The organism is Microbispora siamensis (genome assembly GCF_016863095.1).
Taxonomy (GTDB): domain Bacteria; phylum Actinomycetota; class Actinomycetes; order Streptosporangiales; family Streptosporangiaceae; genus Microbispora; species Microbispora siamensis.
Window position 1 is genome coordinate 1 of record NZ_BOOF01000049.1, and the last position, 25,520, is coordinate 25,520.

At 72.2% G+C, this 25,520-nt stretch carries 25 protein-coding genes; 14 read left to right on the forward strand and 11 right to left on the reverse strand.

What is annotated here, in order from left to right; genetic code table 11:
- Together Msi02_RS34165 and Msi02_RS34170 are read right to left on the reverse strand one after the other, a co-directional pair.
- A partial coding sequence (locus Msi02_RS34165; protein WP_204051990.1) for a helix-turn-helix domain-containing protein occupies positions 1–396 on the reverse strand: 396 nt, incomplete at its 3' end.
- A 96-nt stretch (positions 397–492) separates the two neighbouring features.
- A complete protein-coding gene (locus Msi02_RS34170) occupies positions 493–1,137 on the reverse strand; it encodes an FMN-dependent NADH-azoreductase (RefSeq protein WP_204051991.1) in 645 nt (214 codons plus the stop codon).
- Positions 1,138–1,220: 83 nt separating this feature from the next.
- On the opposite strand from Msi02_RS34170, the gene Msi02_RS34175 reads away from it, so the two are divergent.
- The 3 genes from Msi02_RS34175 to Msi02_RS34185 all read left to right on the forward strand — a co-directional run bounded on the left by Msi02_RS34175 (position 1,221) and on the right by Msi02_RS34185 (position 2,723).
- Complete coding sequence (locus Msi02_RS34175) at positions 1,221–1,709, forward strand: MarR family winged helix-turn-helix transcriptional regulator (protein WP_204051992.1); 489 nt, start codon at positions 1,221–1,223, stop codon at positions 1,707–1,709.
- A 79-nt stretch (positions 1,710–1,788) separates the two neighbouring features.
- Positions 1,789–2,346, forward strand: a complete 558-nt coding sequence (locus Msi02_RS34180) for a MarR family winged helix-turn-helix transcriptional regulator (protein WP_239108986.1) — start codon at positions 1,789–1,791, stop codon at positions 2,344–2,346.
- On the forward strand, positions 2,343–2,723 hold the full coding sequence (locus tag Msi02_RS34185) for a hypothetical protein (RefSeq protein WP_079316161.1): 381 nt from the start codon (positions 2,343–2,345) through the stop codon (positions 2,721–2,723). Before Msi02_RS34180 ends, Msi02_RS34185 begins: the two co-directional genes overlap by 4 nt.
- A 69-nt stretch (positions 2,724–2,792) precedes the next feature.
- Here Msi02_RS34185 and Msi02_RS34190 read toward each other — a convergent pair whose 3' ends face one another.
- Positions 2,793–4,640 carry a flavin monoamine oxidase family protein gene (locus tag Msi02_RS34190; protein WP_275414199.1) on the reverse strand — a complete coding sequence of 616 codons (1,848 nt, stop codon included), beginning with the start codon at positions 4,638–4,640 and terminating at the stop codon, positions 2,793–2,795.
- Positions 4,641–4,745: 105 nt separating this feature from the next.
- A complete protein-coding gene (locus tag Msi02_RS34195; RefSeq protein WP_079316160.1) occupies positions 4,746–5,285 on the reverse strand; it encodes a GNAT family N-acetyltransferase in 540 nt (179 codons plus the stop codon).
- A 134-nt stretch (positions 5,286–5,419) separates the two neighbouring features.
- On the opposite strand from Msi02_RS34195, the gene Msi02_RS34200 reads away from it, so the two are divergent.
- The 4 genes from Msi02_RS34200 to Msi02_RS34215 are packed head-to-tail and all read left to right on the forward strand — an operon-like array spanning position 5,420 to position 11,658.
- A complete protein-coding gene (locus Msi02_RS34200; protein ID WP_204051993.1) occupies positions 5,420–8,731 on the forward strand; it encodes an ATP-binding protein in 3,312 nt (1,103 codons plus the stop codon).
- A gap of 43 nt (positions 8,732–8,774) precedes the next feature.
- Positions 8,775–9,419, forward strand: a complete 645-nt coding sequence (locus tag Msi02_RS34205) for a hemerythrin domain-containing protein (protein WP_079316159.1) — start codon at positions 8,775–8,777, stop codon at positions 9,417–9,419.
- Positions 9,419–10,405, forward strand: coding sequence for a pyridoxamine 5'-phosphate oxidase family protein (locus Msi02_RS34210; protein WP_204051994.1), 987 nt, complete (start codon positions 9,419–9,421; stop codon positions 10,403–10,405). The genes Msi02_RS34205 and Msi02_RS34210 overlap by 1 nt, the downstream gene beginning before the upstream one ends.
- 23 nt (positions 10,406–10,428) lie before the next feature.
- Positions 10,429–11,658, forward strand: a complete 1,230-nt coding sequence (locus tag Msi02_RS34215) for an MFS transporter (RefSeq protein WP_204051995.1) — start codon at positions 10,429–10,431, stop codon at positions 11,656–11,658.
- A gap of 86 nt (positions 11,659–11,744) precedes the next feature.
- Here Msi02_RS34215 and Msi02_RS34220 read toward each other — a convergent pair whose 3' ends face one another.
- Positions 11,745–12,494, reverse strand: a complete 750-nt coding sequence (locus tag Msi02_RS34220; protein WP_204051996.1) for an SDR family oxidoreductase — start codon at positions 12,492–12,494, stop codon at positions 11,745–11,747.
- A 94-nt stretch (positions 12,495–12,588) separates the two neighbouring features.
- On the opposite strand from Msi02_RS34220, the gene Msi02_RS34225 reads away from it, so the two are divergent.
- Positions 12,589–13,197 carry a TetR/AcrR family transcriptional regulator gene (locus Msi02_RS34225; protein WP_204051997.1) on the forward strand — a complete coding sequence of 203 codons (609 nt, stop codon included), beginning with the start codon at positions 12,589–12,591 and terminating at the stop codon, positions 13,195–13,197.
- Positions 13,198–13,304: 107 nt separating this feature from the next.
- Here Msi02_RS34225 and Msi02_RS34230 read toward each other — a convergent pair whose 3' ends face one another.
- Positions 13,305–13,748, reverse strand: coding sequence for a MarR family winged helix-turn-helix transcriptional regulator (locus Msi02_RS34230; protein ID WP_204051998.1), 444 nt, complete (start codon positions 13,746–13,748; stop codon positions 13,305–13,307).
- 88 nt (positions 13,749–13,836) lie between these two features.
- On the opposite strand from Msi02_RS34230, the gene Msi02_RS34235 reads away from it, so the two are divergent.
- Positions 13,837–14,406, forward strand: a complete 570-nt coding sequence (locus Msi02_RS34235) for an isochorismatase family protein (RefSeq protein WP_204051999.1) — start codon at positions 13,837–13,839, stop codon at positions 14,404–14,406.
- Between the two features lie 4 nt (positions 14,407–14,410).
- Here the strand turns inward: Msi02_RS34235 and Msi02_RS34240 are convergent, their stop codons facing one another.
- The 5 genes from Msi02_RS34240 to Msi02_RS44335 all read right to left on the reverse strand — a co-directional run bounded on the left by Msi02_RS34240 (position 14,411) and on the right by Msi02_RS44335 (position 20,396).
- Positions 14,411–15,949, reverse strand: coding sequence for an FAD-dependent monooxygenase (locus tag Msi02_RS34240; RefSeq protein ID WP_204052000.1), 1,539 nt, complete (start codon positions 15,947–15,949; stop codon positions 14,411–14,413).
- Positions 15,950–16,173: 224 nt separating this feature from the next.
- Positions 16,174–16,797: an acyl-CoA-like ligand-binding transcription factor gene (locus Msi02_RS34245; RefSeq protein ID WP_239108987.1), complete on the reverse strand. Its 624-nt coding sequence runs from the start codon at positions 16,795–16,797 to the stop codon at positions 16,174–16,176.
- A 94-nt stretch (positions 16,798–16,891) separates the two neighbouring features.
- Positions 16,892–17,113 carry an EF-hand domain-containing protein gene (locus Msi02_RS34250; RefSeq protein WP_204052002.1) on the reverse strand — a complete coding sequence of 74 codons (222 nt, stop codon included), beginning with the start codon at positions 17,111–17,113 and terminating at the stop codon, positions 16,892–16,894.
- 75 nt (positions 17,114–17,188) lie between these two features.
- A complete protein-coding gene (locus tag Msi02_RS34255; protein WP_204052003.1) occupies positions 17,189–17,827 on the reverse strand; it encodes an HD domain-containing protein in 639 nt (212 codons plus the stop codon).
- Between the two features lie 214 nt (positions 17,828–18,041).
- The gene (locus Msi02_RS44335; RefSeq protein ID WP_308441848.1) at positions 18,042–20,396 is read right to left on the reverse strand and encodes a GH1 family beta-glucosidase; all 2,355 of its coding nucleotides are present in this window, start codon (positions 20,394–20,396) and stop codon (positions 18,042–18,044) included.
- A gap of 162 nt (positions 20,397–20,558) precedes the next feature.
- Between Msi02_RS44335 and Msi02_RS34265 the strand changes: the two genes are divergently transcribed.
- The 5 genes from Msi02_RS34265 to Msi02_RS34285 all read left to right on the forward strand — a co-directional run bounded on the left by Msi02_RS34265 (position 20,559) and on the right by Msi02_RS34285 (position 25,506).
- Positions 20,559–22,445 carry a glycosyltransferase family 2 protein gene (locus Msi02_RS34265; protein ID WP_204052004.1) on the forward strand — a complete coding sequence of 629 codons (1,887 nt, stop codon included), beginning with the start codon at positions 20,559–20,561 and terminating at the stop codon, positions 22,443–22,445.
- Positions 22,446–22,447: 2 nt separating this feature from the next.
- Complete coding sequence (locus Msi02_RS34270) at positions 22,448–23,509, forward strand: energy-coupling factor ABC transporter permease (protein ID WP_079316148.1); 1,062 nt, start codon at positions 22,448–22,450, stop codon at positions 23,507–23,509.
- A 98-nt stretch (positions 23,510–23,607) separates the two neighbouring features.
- Complete coding sequence (cbiQ, locus tag Msi02_RS34275) at positions 23,608–24,372, forward strand: cobalt ECF transporter T component CbiQ (RefSeq protein ID WP_204052005.1); 765 nt, start codon at positions 23,608–23,610, stop codon at positions 24,370–24,372.
- Positions 24,369–25,121: an energy-coupling factor ABC transporter ATP-binding protein gene (locus tag Msi02_RS34280; RefSeq protein WP_079316146.1), complete on the forward strand. Its 753-nt coding sequence runs from the start codon at positions 24,369–24,371 to the stop codon at positions 25,119–25,121. The genes cbiQ and Msi02_RS34280 overlap by 4 nt, the downstream gene beginning before the upstream one ends.
- Before the next feature lie 40 nt (positions 25,122–25,161).
- On the forward strand, positions 25,162–25,506 hold the full coding sequence (locus tag Msi02_RS34285; protein ID WP_079316145.1) for an STAS domain-containing protein: 345 nt from the start codon (positions 25,162–25,164) through the stop codon (positions 25,504–25,506).
- Positions 25,507–25,520: the final 14 nt, after the last annotated feature.

Here is a 25,520-nt window from a genome sequence, read left to right on the forward strand (position 1 = left end):
GGCGTGTGGCCGGTATTGACCGTTGGTCGGATGCTGGTTGCGGCGGATCTCCCGGCTGATGGTGGACGGTGCACGGCCAAGCTCGCGTGCGATCTCGCGGATCGAGACCCGCTGCCGTAGCCGGTCGGCGATGTGGATGCGCTCGTCTTCCCGTAGGTAGCGGGACGTGTCAGAAGGGGGCGCCGCCGGTCGTCTGACCGGCGGCGCCCCCCTTTGCTTGCCTGTCGGCGCCCTGCCGTTGCGCCACCGCTTCCCCGTGCGGTAGTTGATCCCGACGATCCGGCACGCCTCCATGCTGCTGAAGCCTTGATCCATAAGCCGGAAGTATTCCTCCCGCTCACAGGTCAGCTTCTTCGGTCCCTGCGGCGTCCGGATCTTGCGAATCTCGAACTCCATCGCACTCCCCAAGCCGGGGTGTTGCGACGACCGCTAGAAGGGAGGGCGCCCGGGAAGGTGCCTTTCGCCGGCCGGATGACCGCTTCGCCGGGGTCCTTACGCGACGGCGGCGGGAGCCCAGAGACCGTCGATCGCCTGCTCCGCCGCGGCGAGGCTCTTGTCGGCCAGCGGAATCAGCTCGGTCATGGAGGGTGTGACGTAGGCGAGGGTGAGCTCTGCCGTGATGAAGCGCGGCTGCAGGCCCGTCATGGACAGGCCGTGGGGAAGCCACGGCTCCGCGTGGTCCCATCCCTCGCGGGGCGTCCCCGTCCCGTACCCGCCGCCGCGACTCGCGAGGACCAGGAAGTCACGCCCGCCCAGCAGGCCCTCGCCCGTCGCGGGGTCGTACGACAGCCCTGGGGCGATGAGGTGGTCGACCCAGGACTTGACGGCGCTGGGCGCCCCGAAGTTGTAGAGCGGGAGCCCGAGCACGATCGTGTCGGCCTCCCTCACCTCACCCACCAGCTGTTCCGTCAACGCCCACGAGGCCGCCTGGGCCGGCGTGTGCTGCTCCGGCGGGAGCATCCGGGCCAGGCCGTTCTCCTGGTCGAGATGCGGGAGCGGGGCGCTGCCCAGGTCGCGGTAGGCGACGGTGCCCCCGGGATGCGCGGCGCGCCAGGCGGCGACGGCCCGCGCGGTGAGCTTGCGGCTGACGGAACGCTCGCCCTGGATGCTCGCGTCGATGTGCAGCAGATGAGGCATCTCTTAACCCTCCACAGATGATTGATGCTACGCAAATGATTAGTCCTCTGTCTGTCGCAGGTCAAGTCGGTTAGAGTTGGACCATGACGTCCCTGCCCGTCGTCAACCAGCCGGTGCACCGGTGTGGCGCGCTGCTCGAACATCTCGCGCGCCGGCTGCGTCTTCGTTCCGAGTCGGTGCTCGCGCCGCTCGGCCTGCGCCCCCGTCACCTCGTCGCCCTCACGGTGCTGCGGGACCGCGGCGGCAGCACCCAGCAGGCGCTCGCGAGCACGCTGGAGATGGACGGGACGAATGTCGTCGGGCTGCTCAACGACCTGGAAGCCGAGAAGCTGATCGAGCGGCGGCGGTCGCCGGAGGATCGCCGCAGGCACGTCGTCGAGCTCACCGAGGCGGGCGCGAAGCGGCTCGCGAAGGCCGAGTTCGCGCTGGCGGCGGTCGAGGACGAGGTGCTCGGCGCGCTCGACCACGACCAGCGGGAGACCCTCTACAGCCTGCTCCAGCAGGTGGCCACCGGCGGCATGGAGGCCGCCTGTGTGGAGGTGGACGTCTGCGACGAAGCCCCACCCTGCTGAGGGCGGGCGCAGGGCTGCCGGCCTGCCTCCGGTAGGAGATCGCAAAATCTGGAAGTACGTACTAATCTACGTTCTTACTATGAACCACGTAGATTCCTATGCGCACGATCCTGACGGCTTCCTTTACGACCCGCGAGCCAGGGCGGCGATGGCGTGGATCGCCGGTGACGATGGCGACCTCCCCGCGTTCGAGGCGAGCGCAGCGGTCCGCACCGCGTCTCACGCGGTCGAGCGCCTCCGCTCCCACGGCTCAGAGGGCAGGGGCGTCAGCGCGGGCGCTCTCGATCTGCTGATCCGGCTCGCCGCGAGCGAGCAGGGGATCAGCATCGGCGAGCTCGCCCGGGCCGCCGGGGTCAGCTCCCGCAACGTCACCGGCCTGGTGGACACCCTCGAACGCGACGGGCTGGTCCGCCGGGTCCCCGACCCGAATGACCGGCGTTCGGTCCTCGCCGAGATCACCCCCGCCGGCAGGGCGTGGATCGAGGATTTCCGCAAGCCGTCGAGGCTCGCCATGAAGGCGCTGTTCCAGGGGTTCGCACCCGAAGAACTGGTCGTCCTGCGCGACCTGTGCCTGCGCCTGGCCGTCAACCAGCAGCGCCTCGCCGCCCACCTTCGTCAGAACGGATCGCAGCCGTGAACGCGACCACTCGGGAACAGACGCGCCGCGCCGTACGCGGGTACCACGAGGCCCGTTTCCGCGGGGACGCGACCGCCGCCGCGGCGCATCTGGGGGAGCCCTTCCGGTTCCAGAGCCCGTTCTTCAGCTCCGACGACCGGGCCGGGCACCTGGCGACGTTGCCGGGGTTCGTGTCGATCGTGACCGGGGTGGACCTCATCAGCGAGCTGTACGGCGAGGCCGAGGCGACGCTCGTGTACGACGTGCACACCGCGACGCCTGCCGGGACGCAGCGCACCGCCGAGCACTTCCGCCTGGACGGCGGCAAGATCGTCTCGATCATGCTGGTGTTCGACGCCTCGCCCTGGCAGCCGATGAGAGCCGAGATCGAGCCGTGACCACCAGGTCGCCCGCCCGAGTGAACCCGCGGGGCCCCGGGCACGAAAGGCCCCGCGGGAGTACGGGGGTCAGCCGTTGACCTCCAGGGCCACGCGTACGGCCGACTCCAGCGCACCCTCGATCCAGGAGTGCTTCAGCGAGGTGTGCTCGCCGGCGAAGTGCAGCGGACCCTCGGCGGCGGCGATGGCGGGGTGGATCTCGGTCATCTGGCCGGGCGTGAAGACCGCGGCCTCCCCGAAGGCGTAGCGGTTGCGCATCCAGCTCTGGGTCTGGCCGCGGCCCGTGTAGAACTCCGTGATGCGGTCTCCGTGCACCTCCTGGAGCCCGCGCAGCGCGTAGCCGTACCGTTCCCCGTCGTCCATCGAGTCCCAGCGGGTCGCGTCGTCGGCCCATGAGTAGCTGGCCAGCACGACGCCGCCGTCGCTGCCCGGCACCGGGTGCGAGGGGAAGTAGATGAACCGGTTGGCGTTGTCGCAGACCGACCCGCCGCCCGTCACGTGCGTCACCGGCCCGGGGCGGTAGCGGCCCCCGAGCTCGCGCTTCCAGTCCTCCTCGGTGAACTCCCACCAGCGCTTGCTGAACTCCAGCAGCACCTTGGTCGCGGAGTCGTAGTGCAGTTCCATGATCGAGCGGCGCTTGCGGTAGGACAGGGCCGGTGCGATCTCGACGTGGCGCAGCGCGGAGAACGGGACCGTGATGATCGCCACGTCGCCCTCGAACGTCTCCCGCGGCGTCTGCCGGGTGAACTCCGACTCCGTGCTGCCCGCCTCGCTGACCGTCGAGATGCGCACGCCCCGGTCGGTCGTCTCGATCCGTACGGCCCTGCGGTCCATGCGGATCTCGTCGCGCAGGCCCGGCTCCAGCGCGTACGGCAGTTCCCTGCTGCCGCCGGCCATCTCCCAGTAGGTCACGGCCGGGTTGACGAGGCTGCGGGTGAGGAACGTGTGCATGAACGACAGCGGCAGCCGGGAGGTGAGGTTCTCCAGCGTGCCGATGGCGTCGATCGCCTCGTCGCCGAGCTTCGCGTGCTCCTTGAGGTAGGCGTACATCGAGTAGCCGTCGAAGTCGTACAGCAGCCGGGCCCAGCCCTCGATCTGCTCGGGCAGCGGCTTGTCGACCCGCTTGTCGCCCCTGCGTACGGAGAAGTAGTCCCTCGCCGGGTCCAGGGCGGCGTCGAGGATCTCGGCCGCGGTCCTGTCGTCCCTGAGGCCGAACGACGCGTTGATCTTCCGGGGGTCCTTGGCGTACTCGTCTCGCCGCTGGATGATGCCGTTGACGTGGATGAACGTGTGGTTCATGCGAGGGGGCGCAGTGAAGGCGCCCTTGGGCGGGCCGGAACGCCACACCTGTCCCGAGTACGAGGTGTAGACGACCGGCGGCACCGGACCGCGGGGCACGGCGCCGGGCGGCACGTCGACGTTGTAGAAGGGCCGGCGCGTGATCCCCAGCTTGTCGATGAGCGCCAGCGTCAGCGGGTGGAAGTCCGGGATCCGCATGGCCCCCGCCTCGGCGTACTGCCGCCGGTCCCGGAAACCCGTCCGGAAGGTCTTGATCCGGCCGCCGATCCTGTTGCCGTTGGCCTCGATGACGGTGACATGGTGCCCGGCCCGCTTCAGCAGTGTCGCGGCCACCAGGCCGGAGATGCCGGCCCCGACGACCAGGACCTTCTTGGGCGTACGGGTCCTGGGCAGGCCGTCGTCGATGAGCACCCGCAGGTATCGGTGCTTGAGGTCGTTGCCGTTCCCGTCGACGAGCAGGTGGTCGCGCGCCACCCGAAGGCAGGTCTGCCAGCGCTCCCCCGCGTACGGCGCGCGCGCCGCCGAGGCGGGGGCCGTGCCCAGGGACGGACTCATGACCGATCCCACCGCGCCCAGCCCGGCCAGCTTGGCGAATCCCCGACGGTCGATTGAGACCACGAACTCCTCCTCCGTGAGTCGATTACGGAGAGTGAGTTTCGGGGTCGTGGTCATACGACGGCGCGCGACGCGCCGGGGGTGTGCAACTGGTGTCCCAGGAAATGGTCAAGACGAGGGCGGCTCGTCCAGCGTCCGCTCCCAGAACACCTCGTCATGCCATGCGCCGTCGAGGAAGATGTGGGCGTGGGCGACCCCCCAGGGGCGGAAACCGTTGGCGCGCAGCACCCGCTGCGAGGCCAGGTTCTCCATCCGGGTGTGCGCCTCCGCGCGGTGCAGTCCGAGCTCCTCGGCCATCACGGTGAGTATCCGACCCACCGCCCGGGTCGCGTGCCCCCGGCCGTTGCAGGCCGAGGCGACCCAGTAGCCGAGGAAGCCCTTGCGGAAGGGGCCGCGCAGGATCGTGCTCACGGTCACCTGACCGACGACCTCGCCGTCCGCGAGGATGACCGCGGGCCATCGCTCGCCCCGGCCGTGCTCGTCGAGCAGCGTCTCGATGCGCCGGCGCTGCCCGGCCGCCGTGTAGAACTCGTCCGGCTGGGCCGGTTCCCAGGCGGCGTACGCCCGCCTGTCGCGGGCGCGGTGCGCCGCGATCACCTCGGCGTCGTCCACCCGGATGAGCCGGATCGTGGTGTCCTGGTCCGCCATGCGCCCCTCTCCTCGGCAAGTGTCCCGGCCGTCGCGGTCCGCGCCGCCGGGCGATCGTATCCCCGCCGGTGTCGTCCGGTTGGCCGGGGATGCAACGGCTGGACCGGTTCACGCCGTCTCCCTACCATTGGCCCGTGCGGCTGAACGTCCTCGGTCCCATGGAACTCGTCGTGGCCGGGCAGGCCGTGCCGGCCGGGCCGCCCAAGCAGCGAGCGCTCCTGGCCCTCCTCGTGATGAACGCCGATCGGGTGCTCCCGGCGGACGTGCTGGCCGACCGGCTCTGGGGCGGCAGCCCGCCCGCGAGCGCGCAGGGCAGCCTTCAGGTGTACGTCTCCAACCTGCGCCGCCGCCTGGAGCCCGGCCGGAAGGCCGGGGCTCCGGCCACGGTCCTGGTCAGCGCGGCCGACGGGTACGGCCTGATGACCGGCGGGATCGACCTCGACACGCGGGACTTCGACGTGCTCGTGTCCACGGGGTCGGGGCACCTGGGCGAGGGACGGCACGAGCGGGCGGCGGCCGTGCTCACCGAGGCGCTCGCCCTGTGGCGGGGCGACGCGTACGCCGACGTGCGGTCCGAGGAGTGGGCGCGGCCGGAGATCGCCCGCCTGGAGCAGCTCCGGCTCGACGCGGTCGAAGGGCTGGCGGAGGCGCTGCTGGAGCTGGGCCGCCACACGGACGTGGTCGCGCGGCTCGAACCGTTCGTGCACGACCACCCGCTGCGGGAGCGGGCCTGGGAACTGCTCACGCTGGCGCACTATCGGTCGGGCCGTCAGGCGGCGGCGCTGGAGTGCCTGCGCAGGGTGCGCGAGGTGCTGGCGGGCGAGCTGGGCATCGATCCCGGCCCCCGGCTGCGCGAGCTGGAGACCGCCGTGCTGCGCCAGGACGCCGCGCTGACCGCGGCGGCGAGGCCCGCCGCGCCGCCCCCCAGACGATCCGACCCCAGACGATCCGACCCCAGACGATCCGACCCCGGACGACGAGACCCTGGGCGACGCGCGGACGACGGGCCGTTCGTGGGACGTGAGAGCGCGCTGGAGTTCCTGGCCGGCGCGGTGAAGGCGGCGTCCACGGCCCCGCAGGTCGTGCTCGTGGACGGCGAGCCGGGTGTCGGCAAGACGAGCCTGCTCAGGAGGTTTCGCGCGACGGCCGGCGTCCCGGTGGGGTGGGGGTCGAGCCCCGACCACGAGACGGCGCCCGCCCTGTGGCCGTGGGAGCAGGTGCTGCGTGACCTCGCGGACGCGGCGCCCGGCGCCGTCCTGCCCGAGGAGGTCCGCACGTTCCTGTCGGGCGGGGTGGAGGCGATCCCGGCGTACGACGCGCAGGGGGCGCGGCTGCGGTTCTTCGAGGCGGTCGGGACGTTCCTGGCCGATCTCGGCCCGGTGGCCGTCGTCCTGGAGGACGTCCACGCGGCCGACGACGCGACGCTGCGCCTGCTGGTCCATGTCGCGTCCACCGCGCGGCCGGGCCTGGTTGTCGTGGCCAGCTTCCGGCGGCACGAGGCGTCGTCGCTGACCGCCACCCTGTCGGCGCTGTCCCGGCTCGGCGCGCGCAGGCTGGGGCTGGACGGGCTCGCGACCGAGGAAGTGCGCGCGCTCGTGCGGGAGCTGTCCGGCCGCGACCCGGGCAGCCGGAAGGCCGGGGAACTGCGCGGCCGCACCGGAGGGAACCCGTTCTTCCTCGCGGAGCTTGCCCGGGCGGGCGAGGAGCTGCCGCAGGGCGTGCTCGACGTCGTGCTGCACCGGGTGGCCGGGCTGGGGGAGGAGACGGCCGCCCTGCTGGAGCTGGCCGCGGTCGCGGGCGACGAGTTCGAGGCGCGGGTCATGGCCGAGGTCGCCGGGCGCGACCTGGGCGACCTGGTGCCGTCGCTGGACGCGGCGCTCGCGGCCGGTCTGATCCGCGAGTCGGGCGCCAGGCTGGGCGGATACGCGTTCGCGCACGCCCTGGTGACCGACGCGTTGCTGTCGCGCCGCTCCCGCCTCTGGCGGGCGGGCGCGCACGCGCGGCTGGCCGGCGTGCTCACGCGCGCGTACGGCGACCGGGACGACCAGGCGGCGACCATCGCGCGGCACTGGCTGGCGGCGGCCGAGCTGGGCCCGGAGCCTGCCCGCATGGCGATGGACTACGCCGCCCGTGCCGCGCGTGCGGCCATGCGCAGGCACGCGCTCGACGACGCGGCCACCTCGTGGCAGGAGGCGCTGGCCGCGGCCGAGCTCACCGGGGCGGAGGCGGCCGAGCGGTTCGAGCTCGCGGTCGGGCTGGCCGAGAGCCGCTACGCCGCCGGGCGGTACGACGAGGGCTACGAGGCGGTCGAACAGGCGCTGGCCCTCGCCGGAGACGACCTGGAGCGGGCCGTGAGGGCCGCCGACATCGCGATGGGGCACGGTGTCTGGGTCCCCTTCCGCTATGGCCTGGATGTGCGGTTCCTACAGGAGTCGATGGACCGCGCGGTGCGCGAGCTGCCGCGAGACGCCCCCGCCTGGGCGTCCGCGCAGGCCGTGCGGGCCGTCGTGCTGGCCCAGATCGGCGGTGAGGACCAGGTCGACCGGGTCTCGTCGCAGGCCGTGGCGGCGGCCGAGCGGCTGGGCGACCCCGCCCTGCTGCGGCGCGTGCTCCATCTGCGGCTGCTCGCCATGCAGGGGCAGGACTTCATCGACCAGCTGGCCGAGACCTCGCGGCGGCTGCTGGCGGAGCCGGATCTGTCGTCCCAGTTGCGAGTGATCGCACAGCTCCACCTCGTCGCCCATCTCGTCGAGTACGGCCGGGTGGCGGAGGCGCGCGAGCTGCTGACGGAGACCGACGCGCTGCTGAGCGGCCTGCACAACCCGACGCTGGCGCTGCAGGCGGCGATCGCGCACGTGGGGCTCGACCTGTTCCAGGGTGTGCCGGACCCGACTCGCCACTTCGAGCCCGTCAGGGCGACGTTGTCCTTCTCCGACCTCGCGTACTTCGAGGTGGGCATGCTCGCCGTACGGGCCGAGACGCTCCTGCAGGAGGACCGCCTCGACGCGGAGGTCGAATGGCTCGAGGAGATGTTCCGGCGTACGGGCCTGGCGGGGCTCGCCTACGTCCTGGCCAACGCGCTGGCCGATCTGGGCGAGCGTGAGCGTGCTCTGCGGCTGCTGCGTGAGACCCCTGTCCCGCCGCGCGACTATCACTGGGCGATGGCCACCATGTGCCGCCTGCACGCGGCGATCCGGCTCGGCGAGCTGGACGTCGTGCGGGAGGTCTACGACGCGTTCCGTCCCTTCGCCGGGCTGCTGCTTGTGAACGGCACCTGCACCACCGTCGACGGGGCGTACGACGGCCACCTCGGCGAGGCGCTGCTGGCGCTGGGGGACCGCGCGGGAGCGCGGGCCCATCTGCGGGAGGCGGTGCGCGTCCTGGAGGAGGCGGGCGCGGGCTACTGGCTGTCAAGGGCCCGACAAGCCCTCGACAAGTGCTCATAAGGGCAGGAAACCCACGCTGTTCCCAACCGAAGTGAGGGAACAGATGATCACACAAGAGCACCTCGCCGGCTTCCTGCTGATGCACGCGGGCTTCCGGGCGGAGTTCGGCCGCCTCGCCGAGGCATGCCGCGGCCCCCGGGACGGCGAGCACGAGGAACTCCTGGAGGAGCAGCTCGCGCTCCTGCTGGAGATGCTCCACGCCCACCACACCCACGAGGACACCACGCTGTGGCCCAAGCTCGTGAGTCACGCCCCCGAGGCGGCGGACGCGCTGGCCGAGCTGGAGTCCGAGCACGCCGTGCTCGACCCGCTCGTGGCGGCCGCCGCCGACCGCGCGACGCCCCTGCCGGAGCGCGCTCCCGCTCTGCGGCGGCTGCACGAGCTGCTCAACGAGCACCTCGACCACGAGGAGCGCACGGCCGTGCCGTTGATGCTCCGGCATCTCACACCCGACGACATCGAGGCGGACAAGCGCAAGGCGACGGCCGACTTCGGCCGCCGCAGGATCCCCGTCGTCTTCGGCTGGCTCGCCTCCAGCGCCGACCCCGCCCTCCTCGCGGCCTCCTTCGCGGACCTGCCGATCGTGGCCCGCCTGATGTTCCGCCTGTTCTGGTGGCCCGCCTACCAGCGGCGGTTCGCCCGGCTGTACGGCGCCTCCACCTCCCTGCCCGCACCTCTGGAGCCGTGATGACCACCCTGACCACCTGGCCGCGCGAGGCGGCCGAGCTGTTCGACCACGCCGTCGTCTGCGAGTACGCCTCGCTCACCCGCGACGGACGGCCCGTCACCTGGCCGGTCACGCCGTACGTCGGCGCGGGCGGCACGCTCGACGTGACCACCGGCCTCACCTATCCCGACAAGGCCGAGCGGGCCCGCCGCGACCCGCGCGTCGCGCTGCTGTACTCCTCCGCCGAGGGCAGCGGCCTCGACCGGCCGCCCGTCGTCCTCGTGCAGGGCCGTGCCGCCGTACGCGACGCCGATCTGCAGGCCAACACCGACAGGTACGTCCGGGACTCCCTGGCCAAGACGGGCTCCGGGTTCGCGGGGATGCCGTGGTTCCTGACGAAGCGGCTGGGGTGGTACTTCGCGCGCATCTACGTGGAGGTCACCCCGGAGAGAATCGTCTGGTGGCCCGAGGGCGACCTGTCCGGAACCCCGGAGGTGTGGACCCGGCCCGGTGAGGCGGCCGCGCCCGTCTCCGACCCCGCTCCGAACGGCCCCCGGCTGCCGAGCCGGTCCGTCGCGCCGGCGGACTGGCGGCCCTTCGCCGCCCGCGCGGCCCGCCTGGGCGAGCCCGTCGTCACCATGGTCGACGCAGGCGGCATGCCGCTGGCCGTGCGCACCCGCTCGGCCGTACGCACCGAGGCGGGCTTCGACCTGCTGCTGCCCGCGGGGGTCGAGGCCGTCGCCGGGCCGGTCTGCCTCACCTTCCACCGGCACGGCCCGGGGATGGAGTGGCAGGAGAACGTGGTGCTCGTCGGGACCGCGACGGGGGAGGGCGACCGGCTGGCCGTACGGGTCGAGCGGGCCCTGAACGACTGGAGCCTTCCCAGGAACCGCCGCGAGCGGAACCGCTCGTTCCTCGGCCAGGGCAGGATGCTCAGGAAGCGCCTGAAGGCCGAGGCCGCCCGCCGCGGCCAGCCCGTCCCCGTCGTCCGCCGCCCGCGCGCCTGATCTCCGTACGGCAGCATGGTGCGGTGGCAGAAGGATCGCAACTGTGGCGTAACCGGGATTTCTCCGTGTTCTGGGCGTCCCAGACGCTGTCGGTCGCGGGGGACTCGTTCGCCCTCATCGCCGTGCCCCTGCTCGTGCTGCACGTGACCGGATCGGTCGCGCAGATGGGCCTGCTGACCGGCCTGGCGAGCGCCGCGTCGGTGGGGGCGGGGGTCTTCGCCGGGGTCCTCGTCGACCGGCTCGACCGCAGACGGCTGCTGATCTGGTGCGATGTGGCGAGGATGGTGTTGTACGGCATCGTCCCGGTCGCCTGGGCCTTCGGGCCGAAGGTCTGGCTGCTCTACGTGGTCCTGCCGGTCAGCGAGGCGATCGGCATGGTCTTCCAGGTCGCGTACGTGACGGCGGTGCGGGGCCTGGTCGACGCGGACCGGATCACCGAGGCCAACGGGCGGCTGGGCGCCACCGCCGCCGCGGCGGGGGTCGGCGGGCCGCTGCTGGCCGGGGTGGTGGCGGGCTGGTTCGGCCCCACGGCCGCGATCGCGATCAACGCGGCCAGCTTCGGGGTCTCGGCGCTGGGCATCCTGCTGATCCGGCTCAGGCGACAGCCGGCGCCCCCATTGAAGGAAGCACGGGGGCCGTGGCACGAGCTGCTGGCCGGGGCGCGCTTCCTGTGGCGGCAGCCGGTGCTGCGTGCCCTGACCGTCCTGCTGTCGTTCTTCATCTTCCTGACCCTTGGGCTGACCGACGTGCTGATCTACCACCTCAAGCACGACCTCAGCCAGTCCGACGGTGCCGTGGGGGTGGTGCTCGCGGTCGCCGCGCTGGGCACGGTCGCCGGCTCGCTCCTCGTCGGTCCCGTACGCCGCCGGCTGGGGTTCGGCGCGTCCTGGATCGGGGCGATCGCGGTCGCCGGGCTCGCCGTCATGGGGCTCGGCGTGTCCGCCGGCGTCCCGGTGGCCGCGGCGACGGCCGCCGCCTATCTCGCCTGCGTCAGCGTGGCCGGGATCTGCTCGATGTCGCTGCGCCAGCAGGTCACGCCCGACCACCTGCTGGGCAGGGTCACCTCGGCCTTCTGGACGATCCACTTCTCGCTGGGCCCGGCGGGGGCGGCCGTGCTGACCTGGGGCGCGCAGCGCCACGGGGTCGCCGTGGTCTGCCTGCTGGCCGGCGCGGCCTGCCTGCTGATCTCGGTCGCCGCGTTCTTCACGCCCATCCGCCAGCAGAACCCGGAGCTGTCCGGCGCGACCGGCTGACGACGCCGCGGCTGCCGGGCTCGCCCGCCTGAGCGAGCCCGGCCGGATGGGCGCCGCCACCCTCGCCGGATGTGCGGCCATGGGACTCAGATCTGGTTCAGGCCGCCGTCGACGTACAGGCTCGAACCGGTGATGAAGCTGCTCTGCTCGGAGGCGAGGAAGGCCACCGCGGCGGCGATCTCCTCCGGGCGTCCGAGCCGGCCCAGCGGCACCTGCGCAGCCAGTTGCCGCTTGAAGCCTTCGGCCTGCTCCGGGTCGGCGACGAGACCCGACAAACCAGGGGTGTCAGTCGGGCCCGGCGTGATGGTGTTGACCCGGATGCCGCGTCCCTTGAGTTCGTTGGCCCAGGTCCGCGCGAACGAACGGGCGGCGGCCTTGGTCGCCGCGTACACGCCGAACGCCTCCGCGCCGGCGTCCACGCTGGTGGAGCCGTTCAAGATCACCGAAGCGCCGTCGTTGAGCAGGGGCAGCGCCTTTTGGACGGTGAACAGCATGCCCCGGACGTTGATGCCGAAGAGGGTGTCGAAGTGCTCCTCGGAGACCTGCTCAAGCGTCCTGAACTCGGCGACGGAGGCATTCGCGAACAGCACGTCCAGGCCCCGCCCCCGGCTGCGGATCGTCTCGTAGATCCGGTCCAGGTCGGCCAGGTTCGAGATGTCGCCGATCACCGCGGTCGCCGCTGATCCGATCACTTCCACGGCCGCGTCGAGTTCGGTCTTGCGCCGGCCGGTGATGAACACGTGCGCGCCCTCGGCCGCCAGCCGTACGGCACTGGCCAGGCCGATTCCGGTGCCGCCCCCGGTGACGAGAGCGGTCTTCCCTTCAAGCAGTCCCATGTGAACAACCTCTTTCGACTTCTGCAGCGATCGCTGCAGAAATCGGACGGTAGCACTTCTGCAGCGATCGCTGCAGAAGGGGTAGGCTGCGGGCGTGAAGACCAAACAGAGCGGCCCCATCGGCCGGCCGCGAGGGTTCGACGCCGACGACGCTCTCGAGCGCGCCATGCTGGTCTTCTGGGAGCACGGCTACGAGGGGGCCAGCCTGGCCAGGCTGACCGAAGCGATGGGCATCTCCGCCAAAAGCATGTACGCGGCCTTCGGCAACAAGGAAGAGCTGTTCCACAAGGCCCTGGAGCGCTACACCGAAGGCCCGAGCGCATACCTGGCCCGGGCCCTGGAGGAACCGACCGCCCTCGGTGTCGCCACCGCGATCCTGGCCGGCGCCGTCCGAACCACGACCCGCCCGGCCCACCCCCACGGGTGTCTGGGCGTCCAGGGCGCCCTGGCCGCCAGCGACTCCGGACGTGGAGTCCGTGACCTTCTCGCAGCCTGGCGCAACAACGGCTGCTCCCGGCTCCGAGAGCGATTCCAGCGAGCCGTCGACGACGGCGACCTGCCTCCGGATACCGATCCGGGGCTACTGGCGCGCTACATCACCACCTTGGCGTTCGGCATCGCTGTGCAAGCCGCGAGCGGTGTCGGCCGGGATGAACTCCAGGAGATGGCCGACGCCGCCCTGCGCACCTGGCCGCTCCTCTGAGAATCGCCCAGGGTTCGTCTTCGCGAGCGATCGTTCGCCGTGAGGCCCGTTGACGCCCGGGGCCATGACGGACCCTCACGACCCCGCACCGACCGACGCGGACGGGCTCACGTCCTGTGGCGCGGCCCGGGCGGCTCCCAGTCGACCAGGCGGCGAACCAGGTCCACCGCGCCCGCCAGCGTCTCCCGCTCGGCGGGGGACAGCGTGTCCTCGATCGCCTCGGCGAGCCAGTCGGCCCGCCGGGCGCGCACCTGTTCCAGGGCGTCGAGCCCGGCGGCGGTCAGCGAGACGGGGGCCTTGCGGCCGTCGACGGGGTGTGTGCCGCGTTCGGCAAGACCCTGGTCGATCAGCTGGCCGACGGTGCGGGCCATCGACTGTGGGCGCACCCGCCGGGCGGCGGCCAGTTCGCTGGTGGTCATCGGGCCCTGCCGGCCGAGCAGGCCGATCACCGCGATTACTCCCGGAGGCATCGGGTCGTCCTCGCGTACCCGCCTGACCAGCTGCCCGACCACGAGCCGCAGCTCGGCGGCGACCTCGGACGCGTCCCTCATGAGCTCAGCGTAACCGAGATAGACAGCCTTGCTGGCAATTTGTACAGCATCGCTGTACAGTTCGGCTGTCTATTTCTGAGGAGCGCACATGCCTGTGTCACTGCTCGACGACCGCACGGCCGTCGTCCTGATCGACCTGCAGAAGGGGATCACCGCCCTGCCCACCGCCCATCCGGCCGCCGAAGTCGTCGCCAACGCCGCCCGGCTGGCGGGGGCCGCCCGCGAGCGGGGCCTCCCGGTCGTACGCGTGCGGGTGGCGTTCTCCCCGGACGGCGGCGACGTGCTGCGGGCCCGGACGGACGCGCCCGGACCCGCGATCGCACCCGCGCTGGACTTCGCCGAGTACGACGAGCGGGTGCCGGACGGGCCGACCGACATCCGGATCACCAAGCGGGGCTGGGACGCCTTCCACGGCACCGAACTCGACCTGCAACTGCGCCGCAGGAAGATCACGGGAATCGTGCTGGCGGGGATCTCCACCAGCATCGGCGTGGAGTCCACCGCGCGCGGCGCCCGCGAGCGGGGCTACGAGATCGCGGTGGCCTCCGACGCGGTCACCGACCTGGTCGCCTCGGCCCACGAGAACTCTCTCGGGGTGATCCTGCCGCGGATCGCGCAGGTCGACACGACCGAGGCGATGCTGGCCGCCTTCGCCTGACCTCTCAGCCGGCGACGCCGAAGGCCGAGGCCAGGGCCGTACGGAGAGTGTCGCGCTCCTTCGCGTCGGGCCGGAGGGAGTCCGATGCCCAGGCCACATAGCAGTCGGGGCGCAGCAGCAGCGCGGTCGGGAGGCCGTCCCGGCTCGTCTTCGCGGTGACGAGGTCCACGCGGTCGCGCCGGCCGTCGAGGGCCCCGGCCAGCGCCCCGTCCGGCGTCAGGTCGAGGAGCAGCGGCCGTGCGGTCTTGGTCAGCTCGGCCAGCCGTACGGAGCCGGTCTCCGTCTCCAGGACGAGGTCGGGGGCCGGCCGCCCGGTGAGGGGATGAGTTCCTTCGAGGTCATACCTGATGTCCGCGCCGGACATCATGTCCGCGATGTGCTTGGTGGTCCGCTCGTCGCGCAGCAACTCGGTGAACAGCGCGCGTAGCGCGGTGACCTCAGGCCCCGGGGCGATGAGCGCCGCCTGCGCCTGCGTGTGCATGACCACGCGTTCCGCGGCCGGGCGCCGCTCGGTCTCGTACGTGTCGAGCAGGCCGGGCGGGGCCCAGCCGTGGATCTCGGCGGCCAGCTTCCAGCCCAGGTTGACCGCGTCCTGCAGGCCCAGGTTGAGGCCGGGGCCGCCGATCGCGCTGTGCACGTGCGCGGCGTCGCCCAGCAGCAGCACCCGGCCGTCCCGGAACCGCTCGGCCAGGCGGGTGTTGCCGCCGGTCAGGCGGCGCAACTGGTGCGGGCCCGGGCCCTTGGGCGGGCCGAACGGCAGGTCGACGCCGAGCACGCGGCGCACGCTCTCCCTCAGCTCGTCCAGGCTCATCGGCTGGTCGCCGCCGTCCTGGTGCCACTCGGTGGTGTTGATGAGCGTCCCGGTGGGGAACGGCCCGTACACGAACAGGCCGTGGTCGGTGCGGTGGTGCATGAACGGGGGGATCGGCCCGTAGCCGGGCACGTTCAGCCCGCCGGTGACCGGGTCGATCAGCTCGGCGGGCACGCTGACGTGCGCGCCCCGGGAGACCGAGTCGTCCCTGGTCACCCCCGGAAAGCCGATGCCGCAGAGCTTGCGGGTGACGCTGTGCCCGCCGTCCGCGCCGACGAGGTAGCGGGTTCGGAGCCGGTAGGGCCCCTCGGGTCCGGCGATCTCCACGGTGACGCCGTCCTCGTCCTGGGAGAGCCCGGTCAGCTCGTGTCCCCTGCGGATCTCCACGCCGAGTTCGAGCGCGCGTTCTTCCAGCACCTGCTCGATGCGGCGCTGCGGCACCGGCAGGCCGTACATCGGATTGTCGTCGAGCCTGCCCAGGTCGAGCGGCATCGCGCCGAACACGAAGACAGGGCTCGGCCGGGGCGGCTCGGGGCTGCCGCTCAGTCGTTCGTACAGGCCGCGCCGGTCGAGGGCGCGTACGACCTGGCCGACCAGTCCGTTGGCCCGGTTCTCCTCCGTACGCCCGGGCAGGCGTTCCAGCACGATCGGCCGTACTCCGGCCAGGCTCAGCTCACAGGCGAGCATGAGCCCGTTCGGTCCGGCTCCGGCGATCACGACGTCGGCGGTCATGGCGGTCCTCCTCGGGGATTCTGCGGGCATGGCGAATGAAGGCATGGCGAACTCGCGGCGTGGCGAACTCGCGGCGTGGCGAATGGAAGGCAGGGCGAATGGAAGGGACGGCGCCGGTGCTTACGGCGCCCGCGTCAGGGCATGAAAGGGCGAGCGGCGTGCCGGCGTGGCACGTCACATCGCGAGTTCGGGAACGCCCCAGCGGCAGCCGGGGCGTCTTTCTGTCAGGGCTCGGGCAGTCCGGCGGCGAGCCGGTCGAGCGCGTCCTCGATGAGCGGTCTGACGGGTACCGGCGGGTCGGCCCGCAACCACTGGTCCATCGCCACCCTGATCGCCGCCCCCGCCGCGCCCGCCACCAGGCGCGGGTAGAGGTCGCGGGCGACGTCGGTGCCGGTCCGCTCGGCGATGGCCGCGGCCAGCTCGTCCTCGGCGATGGCGTTGGCCTTGAGCATCTCGCCCTGCAGCGAGGGCTCGCTGATCATGAGCCGGACGCCCGTCTGCCACTGCTGGTCCGGCTGCCCGGCGTCGTATTCCTCACCCATCGCGAGCTGGGTGACCACGGCGATCTTGATGGCCTCCCACAGGGGTTCCGACGCCGGGCGGCGGCGCAACTCCTCTGCGATCAGGCGGGCGCGGTCGAGGTGCCTGGCGGCGATCGCCTCGCCCTTGCTGGAGAAGTAGTTGTTGAAGGTCCGCGGAGCCACGCGCGCCTCCGCGGCGATGTCCTCCACGCGTACGTTCTCCAGCCCGCGCTCCACGGCGAGCCGGATCGCCGCCCAGCTCAGCGCGATGCGCGTCTCCTGCTTCTTGCGCTCGCGCAGCCCCGGGCGCTCGCCTTCCCTGCTCACAAGGATCACCATACAACTACTTGCGTGTGACGCAAAGATGCGTGAGACGTAAATTTGCGCGTGGCGCAGATTTTTGCGGGTCCCGTGCGGCGCTTCAGTCGCGCGCGCCGGTGAGGCGGATGAACTCCTCCAGGGAGAACCGGCCGTCGGCGTCCACGTCGGCGTCCCGGTCGAGCGCGCCGATCGCCTCCGGCGGCAGGTCGGGAAAGTGTGACCGCAGCTCCGCCTCGGTGATGAAGCCGTCGCCGTCGCCGTCGATCGCCTCGAATTCGCGCTTGAGGGTCTCGAACCGCTCGTGGCTGAGATCGTGAGTCACAGAAACCTGCCTTCGCACCGGGGGACGACACCAGACAACCTATGTCGTACGGCGCGAAAGATCGATGGCAGGCCGTTACTCGGGCCAGGCGGAGCCCTCGATCACCTCGACGAAGTCGATGCGCCGGAACCCCGGCACGAAGTGCTCCAGCACGTCGGCGTTGACGGTGCCGAACGTGGTGTCGGGACGATCCTTGAACCCCTCGGTGAACGCCGCCAGGATCTGCCGCTTGAAGCCGGGACGCGGATGGGCGGCGACGACCGCGGCGACGTCCTCGGGGGCCAGATCGGCGTACCCGATGCCGAGCACGTCGGCCTCCACCCCCGCGGTCACCAGGGCCACCTCGGGCTCCAGCCGGTAGGGGATCTCCGGTGTGGTGTGCAGGGCGATGCCCTCCCACACCTTGCGTACGTCGTCCTCGGGCACCCCGTGGGAGGCGAGGAACCGGCGGGCCTCGTCGGCGCCGTCGATCTCGAACCGCTGGTCCGTACGCCGATATCGCTCGGTCAGCCCGAGGTCGTGGAACATCGCCCCGACGTAGAGCAGTTCGGGATCGGCCCGCAGCCCGAGCCGCCGGCCCCGCAACGACCCGAACAGGAACACCCGGCGCGAGTGGTGGTAGAGGAGCGGGGGCGCCGCCTCCCGCACCAGCTCGGTCGCCTCGGTGGCGAGCGTCGAGCCGGGAACGGCGACTCCGGCGATCGTCTCGCTCATGACAGCCCCTCCTCCTGCGCTACTCGTTCCCCCGGAGCGTTCCCTTGACTGGTCCAAGTGAGCTCTCAGGCGGCTCCAAGTGATCGCTCCGAGACCGTGCGCCCTGGACGCGGCTCGACGTGCTGGTCGACAACGCCGCCGGTGGCCGTGCGGATGGCGACCCTTCCGCCCGGCACGTTCAGCTCGGAGGAGGGCCCGATCTCCTGGTAGAGGGTCACGTGGTGGCGCGGACCACCAGGCGCGTGGGGAGGACGACGGGGCTGGTGTGGCGGCCGTCGAGGCGGGACAAGAGCAGGCGCGCCAGGGCCAGGGCCTGGTCCGCGACGGGCACCCGGACGGTCGTGAGCGCCGGGGTCGTGCAGGAGGCGGCGTGGATGTCGCCGAAGCCGACGATCGCCAGGTCCTCCGGCACCCGCAGTCCCTTCTCGCGCGCCGCCTCCATCGCGCCGATCGCCAGCTCGTCCGAGGTGGCGAACACGGCGTCCAGGTCCTGGTCGCCGGACAGGAGTTCACGGGCCGCGGCGGCGCCCGACCCGCTGTCCAGACCGGCGAGCGCGATCATCGGCCGCAGCCCGTCCTCGTGGAGCGTGGCCAGGTGCCCGGCGAGGCGGTCCTGTACGGCGACGAGGTCCATGGGACCGCAGATCACCCCGATGCGGCGGCGGCCCCGGTCGAGCAGATGCCTGGTGGCCGCCCTCGCGCCGCCCGCGTTGTCCACGTCCACGTGCGGCACGAGGGAGGCGATCGCGGGCTTGCCGAGCAGCACGACGGGCACTCCGGTGCGGGCGAGCCGCTCGGTGAGCGTGTCCGGGCCGTCCGGAGGGACCAGCACGACCCCGTCCACCTGCCGCGCCTCCACGTGCCGGATGATGCGCCGATGGCTCTCGGCCGTGTCGGCGAGCATGAGCGTGATCTGCTTGCCCGCTCCTTCCAGGACGCTGGTGACGTACTGGACGACGGCGGAGGTCAGCGCCTCGCCGCCGTGCCGGGGAACCGACAGGACGAGCGCGACCGAGTCGGTACGCCGGGTGACCAGGCTCCTGGCGGCGGCGTTGGGCACATATCCCAGCTCCTGGACGGCGCGCAGCACGGCGGCGCGCACGTCGGGGCTGACCCGCGCATCCCCGTTCACGACCCGCGAGACCGTCGCCCGGGAGACGCCCGCGCGGGCGGCGACGGTCTCGAGCGTGGGCCGCTTCGGCCGCTCCGCGCCGAGCCCGTTGCGCTTGATGACGTCGCGATACCACAGCGCGCTGTCCTTGAGCAGCCGCCGCTGGGTGGTGAAGTCGACGTGGACGATGCCGAACTTGCGCCGGTAGCCGTCCGCCCATTCGACGCAGTCGAGCAGCGACCACAGCAGGTAGCCGCGGACCCGGGCGCCCTGGTCGATCGAGGCCCGCAGGGCCCGCAGGTGCTCCTCGACGAAGCTGATCCGGTCGACGTCGTGGATGCCGTCGCCGGTCACGACGTCCTCGAAGTCGGCGCCGTTCTCCGTGATCATCAGCTCGGTCTCGGGATACTCCTCGGACAGGCGCCGCAGGAGCAGGGACAGGCCGCTCGGCATGATGGGCCAGCCCATCGCGGTGACGGCCGTGGGCACGCTGCAGAACAGGACGCCCTCGCTGCCCGGGAAGGCCGGGTCGGCCGGGGCGCTGGGCTGGGCCTGCACCGCGATGGGCGTGTAGTAGTTGATCCCCAGCAGGTCGATGGGCCGCCCGATGAGGTCGAGGTCCCCGTCGTGGACGTGGCCGAGCCCGGCGGTCTTCTCGATCAGGGGCAGCAGGTCGGCGGGGTAGCGGCCGCGCAGCACCGGCTCCAGGAACTGCCGGTTGTGCAGGGCGTCGATCCTCGCCACCGCCTCGGCGTCCTCTTCGGGGATGCCGGTGGACACGTCCCCGAGCTGCGCGGGGGTGAGGACGGGAGAGAGGTTCAGCACGATGCCGGCCCTGGCGGCGCCCTGGGCGCGCAGCGCCTCCAGGCTCAGCCCGTGCGCGAGCAGCATGTGGTGGGCGCTGACGAAGGCGTCGGCCGCCGACCGCACACCCGGGGCGTGCGCTCCCGAGGCGTGGCCGAGGAAGGCGGCGACCCACGGCTCGTTGAACGTGAACCAGGTGTCCACGCGGTCGCCGATCCTGTCGTACACCACGCGGGCGTAGTCGGCGAAGTGGCGGGCCACCTCGCGCGAGGTCCACCCTCCGCGGTCCTGCAGCGCCTGCGGCAGGTCCCAGTGGTACAGCGTCGCGTACGGCGCGATGCCCGCCTCCAGCAGCTCGTCCACGAGCCTGTCGTAGAAGTCGAGCCCCGGGCCGTTGACGCGGCCGTGCCCCTCAGGCAGCACGCGTGGCCAGCTGACCGAGAACCGGTAGGCGGCGATGCCCAGGTCCTGCATCAGCCGGACGTCCTCGCGGTGGCGCGCGTAGTGGTCGCAGGCCGGGTCGCCATAGGCCCCGCCCGCGAAGGCGTCCCAGATGGAGGGGCCCCGGCCGTCGCGGTCGGTGGCGCCCTCGATCTGGAACGCGGACGTGGACACTCCCCAGACGAAACCCTCTGGGAACAACGCGGTGCGCATCTACGCGAAACCCCCGGTGACTCGATGAGCGCTCAGTCTGCCGCGTCGCGTGCCGCACCCGCCACTCGGACGGCCCGCCGCCGGTCCCGGCCGCGACGGTGAGACGAGCCCGGCGCGGCGAAGGCGGGGTTGGGGCGGGTGGTCGGCACATAATGAAGGGCGATGGATACGGGGAGTGACCAGCGCGCCGATCGGGGGATCGACGTCAGCGTTGTCGTCCCGGCGTACAACCGCCGGGCGTCACTCGACCGATGCCTCACTTCGCTGCTCGTGCAGCGGGTCGCCAAGGAGATCATCGTGGTCGACGGCGGCTCGCGGGACGGAACCCGGGCGCTGCTCGGCCTCTATGCCGCCCACCACCCCCGGCTGATCACCGTGATCCAGGACGCGCAGCCCGGCACGCCCGGCGGCGCCCGCAACCGCGGACTGGAGCGGGCGGCCGGCAGATACGTCTTCTTCTGCGACGCGGGGGACCACCTCGCCCCCGACGCGCTGGCCCGCCTGATCGCCGCGGCCGACCGGAACGGCGCCGACGTCGTCGTGGGGAAGGTCGCCGGTGTGCGCCAAGGGGTGCGGGAGAGCGCCGACAGGGCCGCCTTAACCGACGTTTACGACGATCTGTCCTGCTTCAAGCTCTTCCGCCGGGACTTCCTGGAACGGCACGCCATCCGCTTCGACGAGACGCAGCGGCGCGGCGAGGACATGACCTTCACCGTCCACGCGTACTGCCACGCGCGGGTAATCTCGGTGGTCGCGGACGGTGACTGCTACCACGCCGAGGGCGGAGGTGAGGCGTCCGCGCGGGATCCGCTCGGCTGGCTGCGCGTGGTCCGCACGCCCATCGAGGTCATGGCGCGGCACGTGCCGCCCGGCGCACTGCGCGACCGTCTGCTCCTGCGGCACCTGCGCCGCGACGTGCTGGCCCAGCTCGGGGTGCCGTTCCTGGCCGCCTGCGAGGCCGAGCGCGAGAAGATCGCCGTCGAGGTGGCCGACATCTGCGGCCAGTGGCTGACGCCGGGCGTGCGCGCCGGTCTCGACGGCGTGGACGCCGCCCGCGTCGCCGCGCTCGACGACCCCGACCGGCTCGTACGGCTCGCGCGCGTCGAGGCCGCGCCGCTGCGGCACCGGCTGACCGGGGTCGAGTGGCGGGGCGACCGCCTGGTGATCGAAGGATGGGCCGCCCTCGCCGGAGTGGACGGTGCTGCGCTGGACAGCACCGTGGGCCTGGTGCTGCGCGAGCGCCTGTCGCGTGAGGAGCGCGTGCCCTCCCTGACCCGCGGCGGGACCGGTGCCGGATCCTTCACCGCCGTGCTCGACGTGGCCGCGCTGCCGGCCGGAGTGTGGGACGTCCACGTGGCCGTCGAGTGCGAGGGCGCGCGCAGGCTCGCACGACTTGGCTCCCGCCGCGAACCCGGGGCCGGCGTTCCGCCCGTCCGCCTGGTGGGCGGGGTCGTCGCGGTGCCCTTCCTCACCCGGTCCCACGGCCACCTCGGCCTCGACGTCGGAGGGCACGTCGTCCGGATCCCCGCCGCCGTACGGCTGACGCGGGCGTGGTGGCGGGGCAGGCGGCTGCGGGTCGAGGGCCAGGCGCTGGTGGGCGAGGAGGCCGCCGCCACGGCCGTACGGCACCTGATCTGGCGCGAGCGGGCGTCGGGGCGGGAACACCGCGAGCGGGCCCTGGCGGTCGGGCCACGGGAGTTCGCGGCCGAGACGACCGGCCTGCGGCCCGGCACCTGGGACGCCTATCTCGAACTCGGCCTCGGCGGCCCGCCGGTGCGCTTCCCGGTCAAGGTCGCCGACGCGGACGCGCTGGGCCGGCCCCTGCGGTGGTGGCGCGGGACGCTGCGATGGGGAGTGGTGCAGTGGACCGTCCGGCCGTACGCCACGGCGGTCAACCGGCGGCTCAGCGTGTCGGTGCGGGTGGCGACCCCGTTGACCGTGGCCAGGCGGATGATCCGGATCCTGCGCCGACGCAATTGCGAATCATTTGCAACAACAACTCGGTGCTCTAAAGTGGGAGGGGATTCGCCCGTTTCGAAGGGGTTATAGCCGTGCACGTGCCCGATGGGTTCTTCAACGTCCCCGTGTCCGTCGGCGCCGGGGTCTTCGCGGCCGCCGGGGTGGCCGTGTGCCTGCGGGGCGCCAAGCGGGAGCTCGACGACCGGACCGCCCCCATGGCGGGCCTGGTGGCCGCGTTCATCTTCGCGGCGCAGATGCTCAACTTCCCCGTGGCGGCCGGCACCAGCGGTCACCTGCTCGGCGGGGCCCTGGCGGCGATACTCGTCGGACCCTACACCGCCGTGTTGTGCGTCGCGGTCGTGCTGCTCGTCCAGGGATTCTTCTTCGCCGACGGCGGGCTGACCGCGCTGGGCGTCAACATCACGCTGATGGCGATCGTGACCGCGGTCGTCGGCTGGGCGGTGTTCCGGCTGATCACCCGGGGCAGGCCACGCGGGCGGGCGACGCTGGTGGCCGCGTCGTTCGTGGCGGCGCTGGTCTCCGTCCCGTCGGCGGCACTCGTGTTCACGGGCCTGTTCTGGCTCGGCGGCACCGCGCCGATCGAGCCGGGCTCGGTGGCCGCCGCCATGGTCGGGGTGCACCTGCTCATCGGGCTCGGCGAGGGCTTCATCACCGCGCTCACCGTGAGCAGCGTGCTGGCCGTGCGTCCCGATCTCGTGTACGGCGCGCGCGGGATGACCAGGGCCCTGACGCTGCGCACCGCCGACGGGGACGTGCAGGTGGGTCAGCAGGGCGGACCGGCGGCTCCGGAGGCGCCCTCGGCCGGGATCGGCCTGCGCCCGGTCCTGGTGGGCGGCGCTCTCGTGGCCGTGCTGCTGGCCGGCGTCGTCTCGTTCTACGCCTCCAGCGCTCCCGACGGGCTGGAGAAGGTGGCGGCGGACAAGGGCCTGAGCGCGCAGGAGAAGCCGCACGCGGTGGAGGACGGCCCGCTGGCCGGATACAGCGTCAAGGGCGTGGAGAACCAGCGGCTGTCCGGCGGCCTGGCCGGGGTGGCGGGCGTCGCGCTGACGGTCGTGGCCGGAGGCGGCGTGTTCTACGTCATCCGCCGGCGCCGGCGCGGGACCGACGGAATGACGACCGCGAGCGCCCAATGAGTCCGATGAGTCCGGCGAGCACGGCGCCGACGAGGCCGTGAGCGCCCTGCCCGCATCCGGGCGGGGCGGGTCCGCGATGATGACATGGTGAGTGCGAAGTGAGCGCCGGGCACCATCACCCGATCTACCGGCCCGCCGACACGCCCGTCCACCGGCTGCCACCCCAGTGCAAGCTCGCGGCGGTCGTCGCGTTCGCGGTGTTCGTGGTCGCCACGCCGCGCGAGCGCGTCTGGGCGTTCGCCCTCGACGCGCTGCTGCTGGCCGCCGTCGCGGTCGCCGCCCGGGTGCCGGCGGGCGCGATCGTACGGCGCATGGTGATCGAGGTGCCTTTCGTGCTGTTCGCGGTGGCGATTCCGCTTATCGGCACCGGCGAGCGGATCCAGGTGCTCGGTCTGTCGTTGAGCGCGCCCGGACTGTGGGCGGCCTGGAACATCCTGGCCAAGGCCACGCTGGGCGTGGTCGCCTCGATCCTGCTGGCGGCCACGACAGAGCCCCGGATGATGCTGCTCGGCGCCGAGCGGCTGCGGCTGCCCCGGCTGCTCGTGCAGATCGCGACGTTCATGCTGCGCTACCTGGACGTGATCCTCGACCAGATGCGGCGCATGCGGATCGCCAGGGAGTCGCGGGGATTCGTCGCCAGGGACCTGCGGCAGGCCCCCGTGCTGGCGAAGTCGGCGGGCGCCCTGTTCATCCGCTCGTACGAGCGGGGGGAGCGGGTCCACCTCGCGATGCTGAGCCGCGGCTACACGGGCGAGATGCCGACGATTAGGGATATATCAGCGACTGGGCGAGACTGGGCGGTGGCGGGCATGCTGCCTTGCCTCGCCGCGGTGACGGCCCTACTGGCGTGGAGCACGACATGACCTCCGGCAGCCCCTCGCTCACGGTGAGCAGGCTCGCGTACGCCTATCCCGACGGGACGCAGGCGTTGTACGGCGTGGACCTGACGATCGAGCGGGGGGAGCGGGTCGCCCTGCTCGGCCCGAACGGCGCGGGCAAGACCACGCTCGTCATGCACCTCAACGGCATCCTCACGGCCGGGCACGGGACGGTTGAGGTGGCCGGGCTCGCGGTGCGCGCGGACACCCTGCGGGAGATCCGCCGCCGGGTCGGGCTGGTGTTCCAGGACCCGGACGACCAGCTCTTCATGCCGACCGTGCGGGAGGACGTCGCGTTCGGCCCGGCCAACCTCGGGCTGCGCGGTGCGGAGCTCGACCGCCGCGTGCACGACGCGCTGGAGCGGGTCGGCATGCTGGACGCGATCGACCGGCCGCCGCACCACCTGTCCTTCGGCCAGCGCCGCAGGGTGGCGGTGGCCACGGTGCTGGCGATGGAGCCGGAGATCCTCGTCCTCGACGAGCCGTCGTCCAACCTCGACCCGGCGTCCCGCCGCGAGCTGGCCGAGATCCTCAAGAGCCTGGACGTGACCGTGCTGATGGTCACCCACGACCTTCCGTACGCGCTGGAGCTGTGCGAGCGTTCGCTCATCATGTCCGAGGGGGTGATCGCCGCCGACGGGCCGACGCACGCGCTGCTCGCCGACGAGCGGTTGCTCGCCGCGCACCGGCTCGAACTTCCCTATGGCTTCGCCGTCCCTGCTCAGCCGGGGTGATGAATAAGTAAAGTGGGCCGGAGCTGAGGAGGTCCCGACGATGAAGCTGCGGCTCGCGCGCCAATCGCTCTCCAATGCCGTCGTGGTGGCCGTGGAGGGGGAGCTCGACCTGTTCACAGCTCCGTTCCTGCGTGACGAGATCCGGGACGCCATACGCCACGACGGCCCCACGCTCGTGCTGGACCTCGGCGAGCTGTCGTTCATGGACTCCAGCGGGCTCAGCGTGCTCATCGAGGCGTGGCGGCTGGCCACGAGCGAGGGCGGCGGGGTGTGCCTCGCCTCACCGCAGCCTCCGGTGGCCCGCATCCTGCGTACGACCGGCCTGGACCGGCGGATCAAGGTTTACCCCGACGTCGATACCGCGATTTTGCGGCACCCCGAGTAGAACTTCATTCGGTT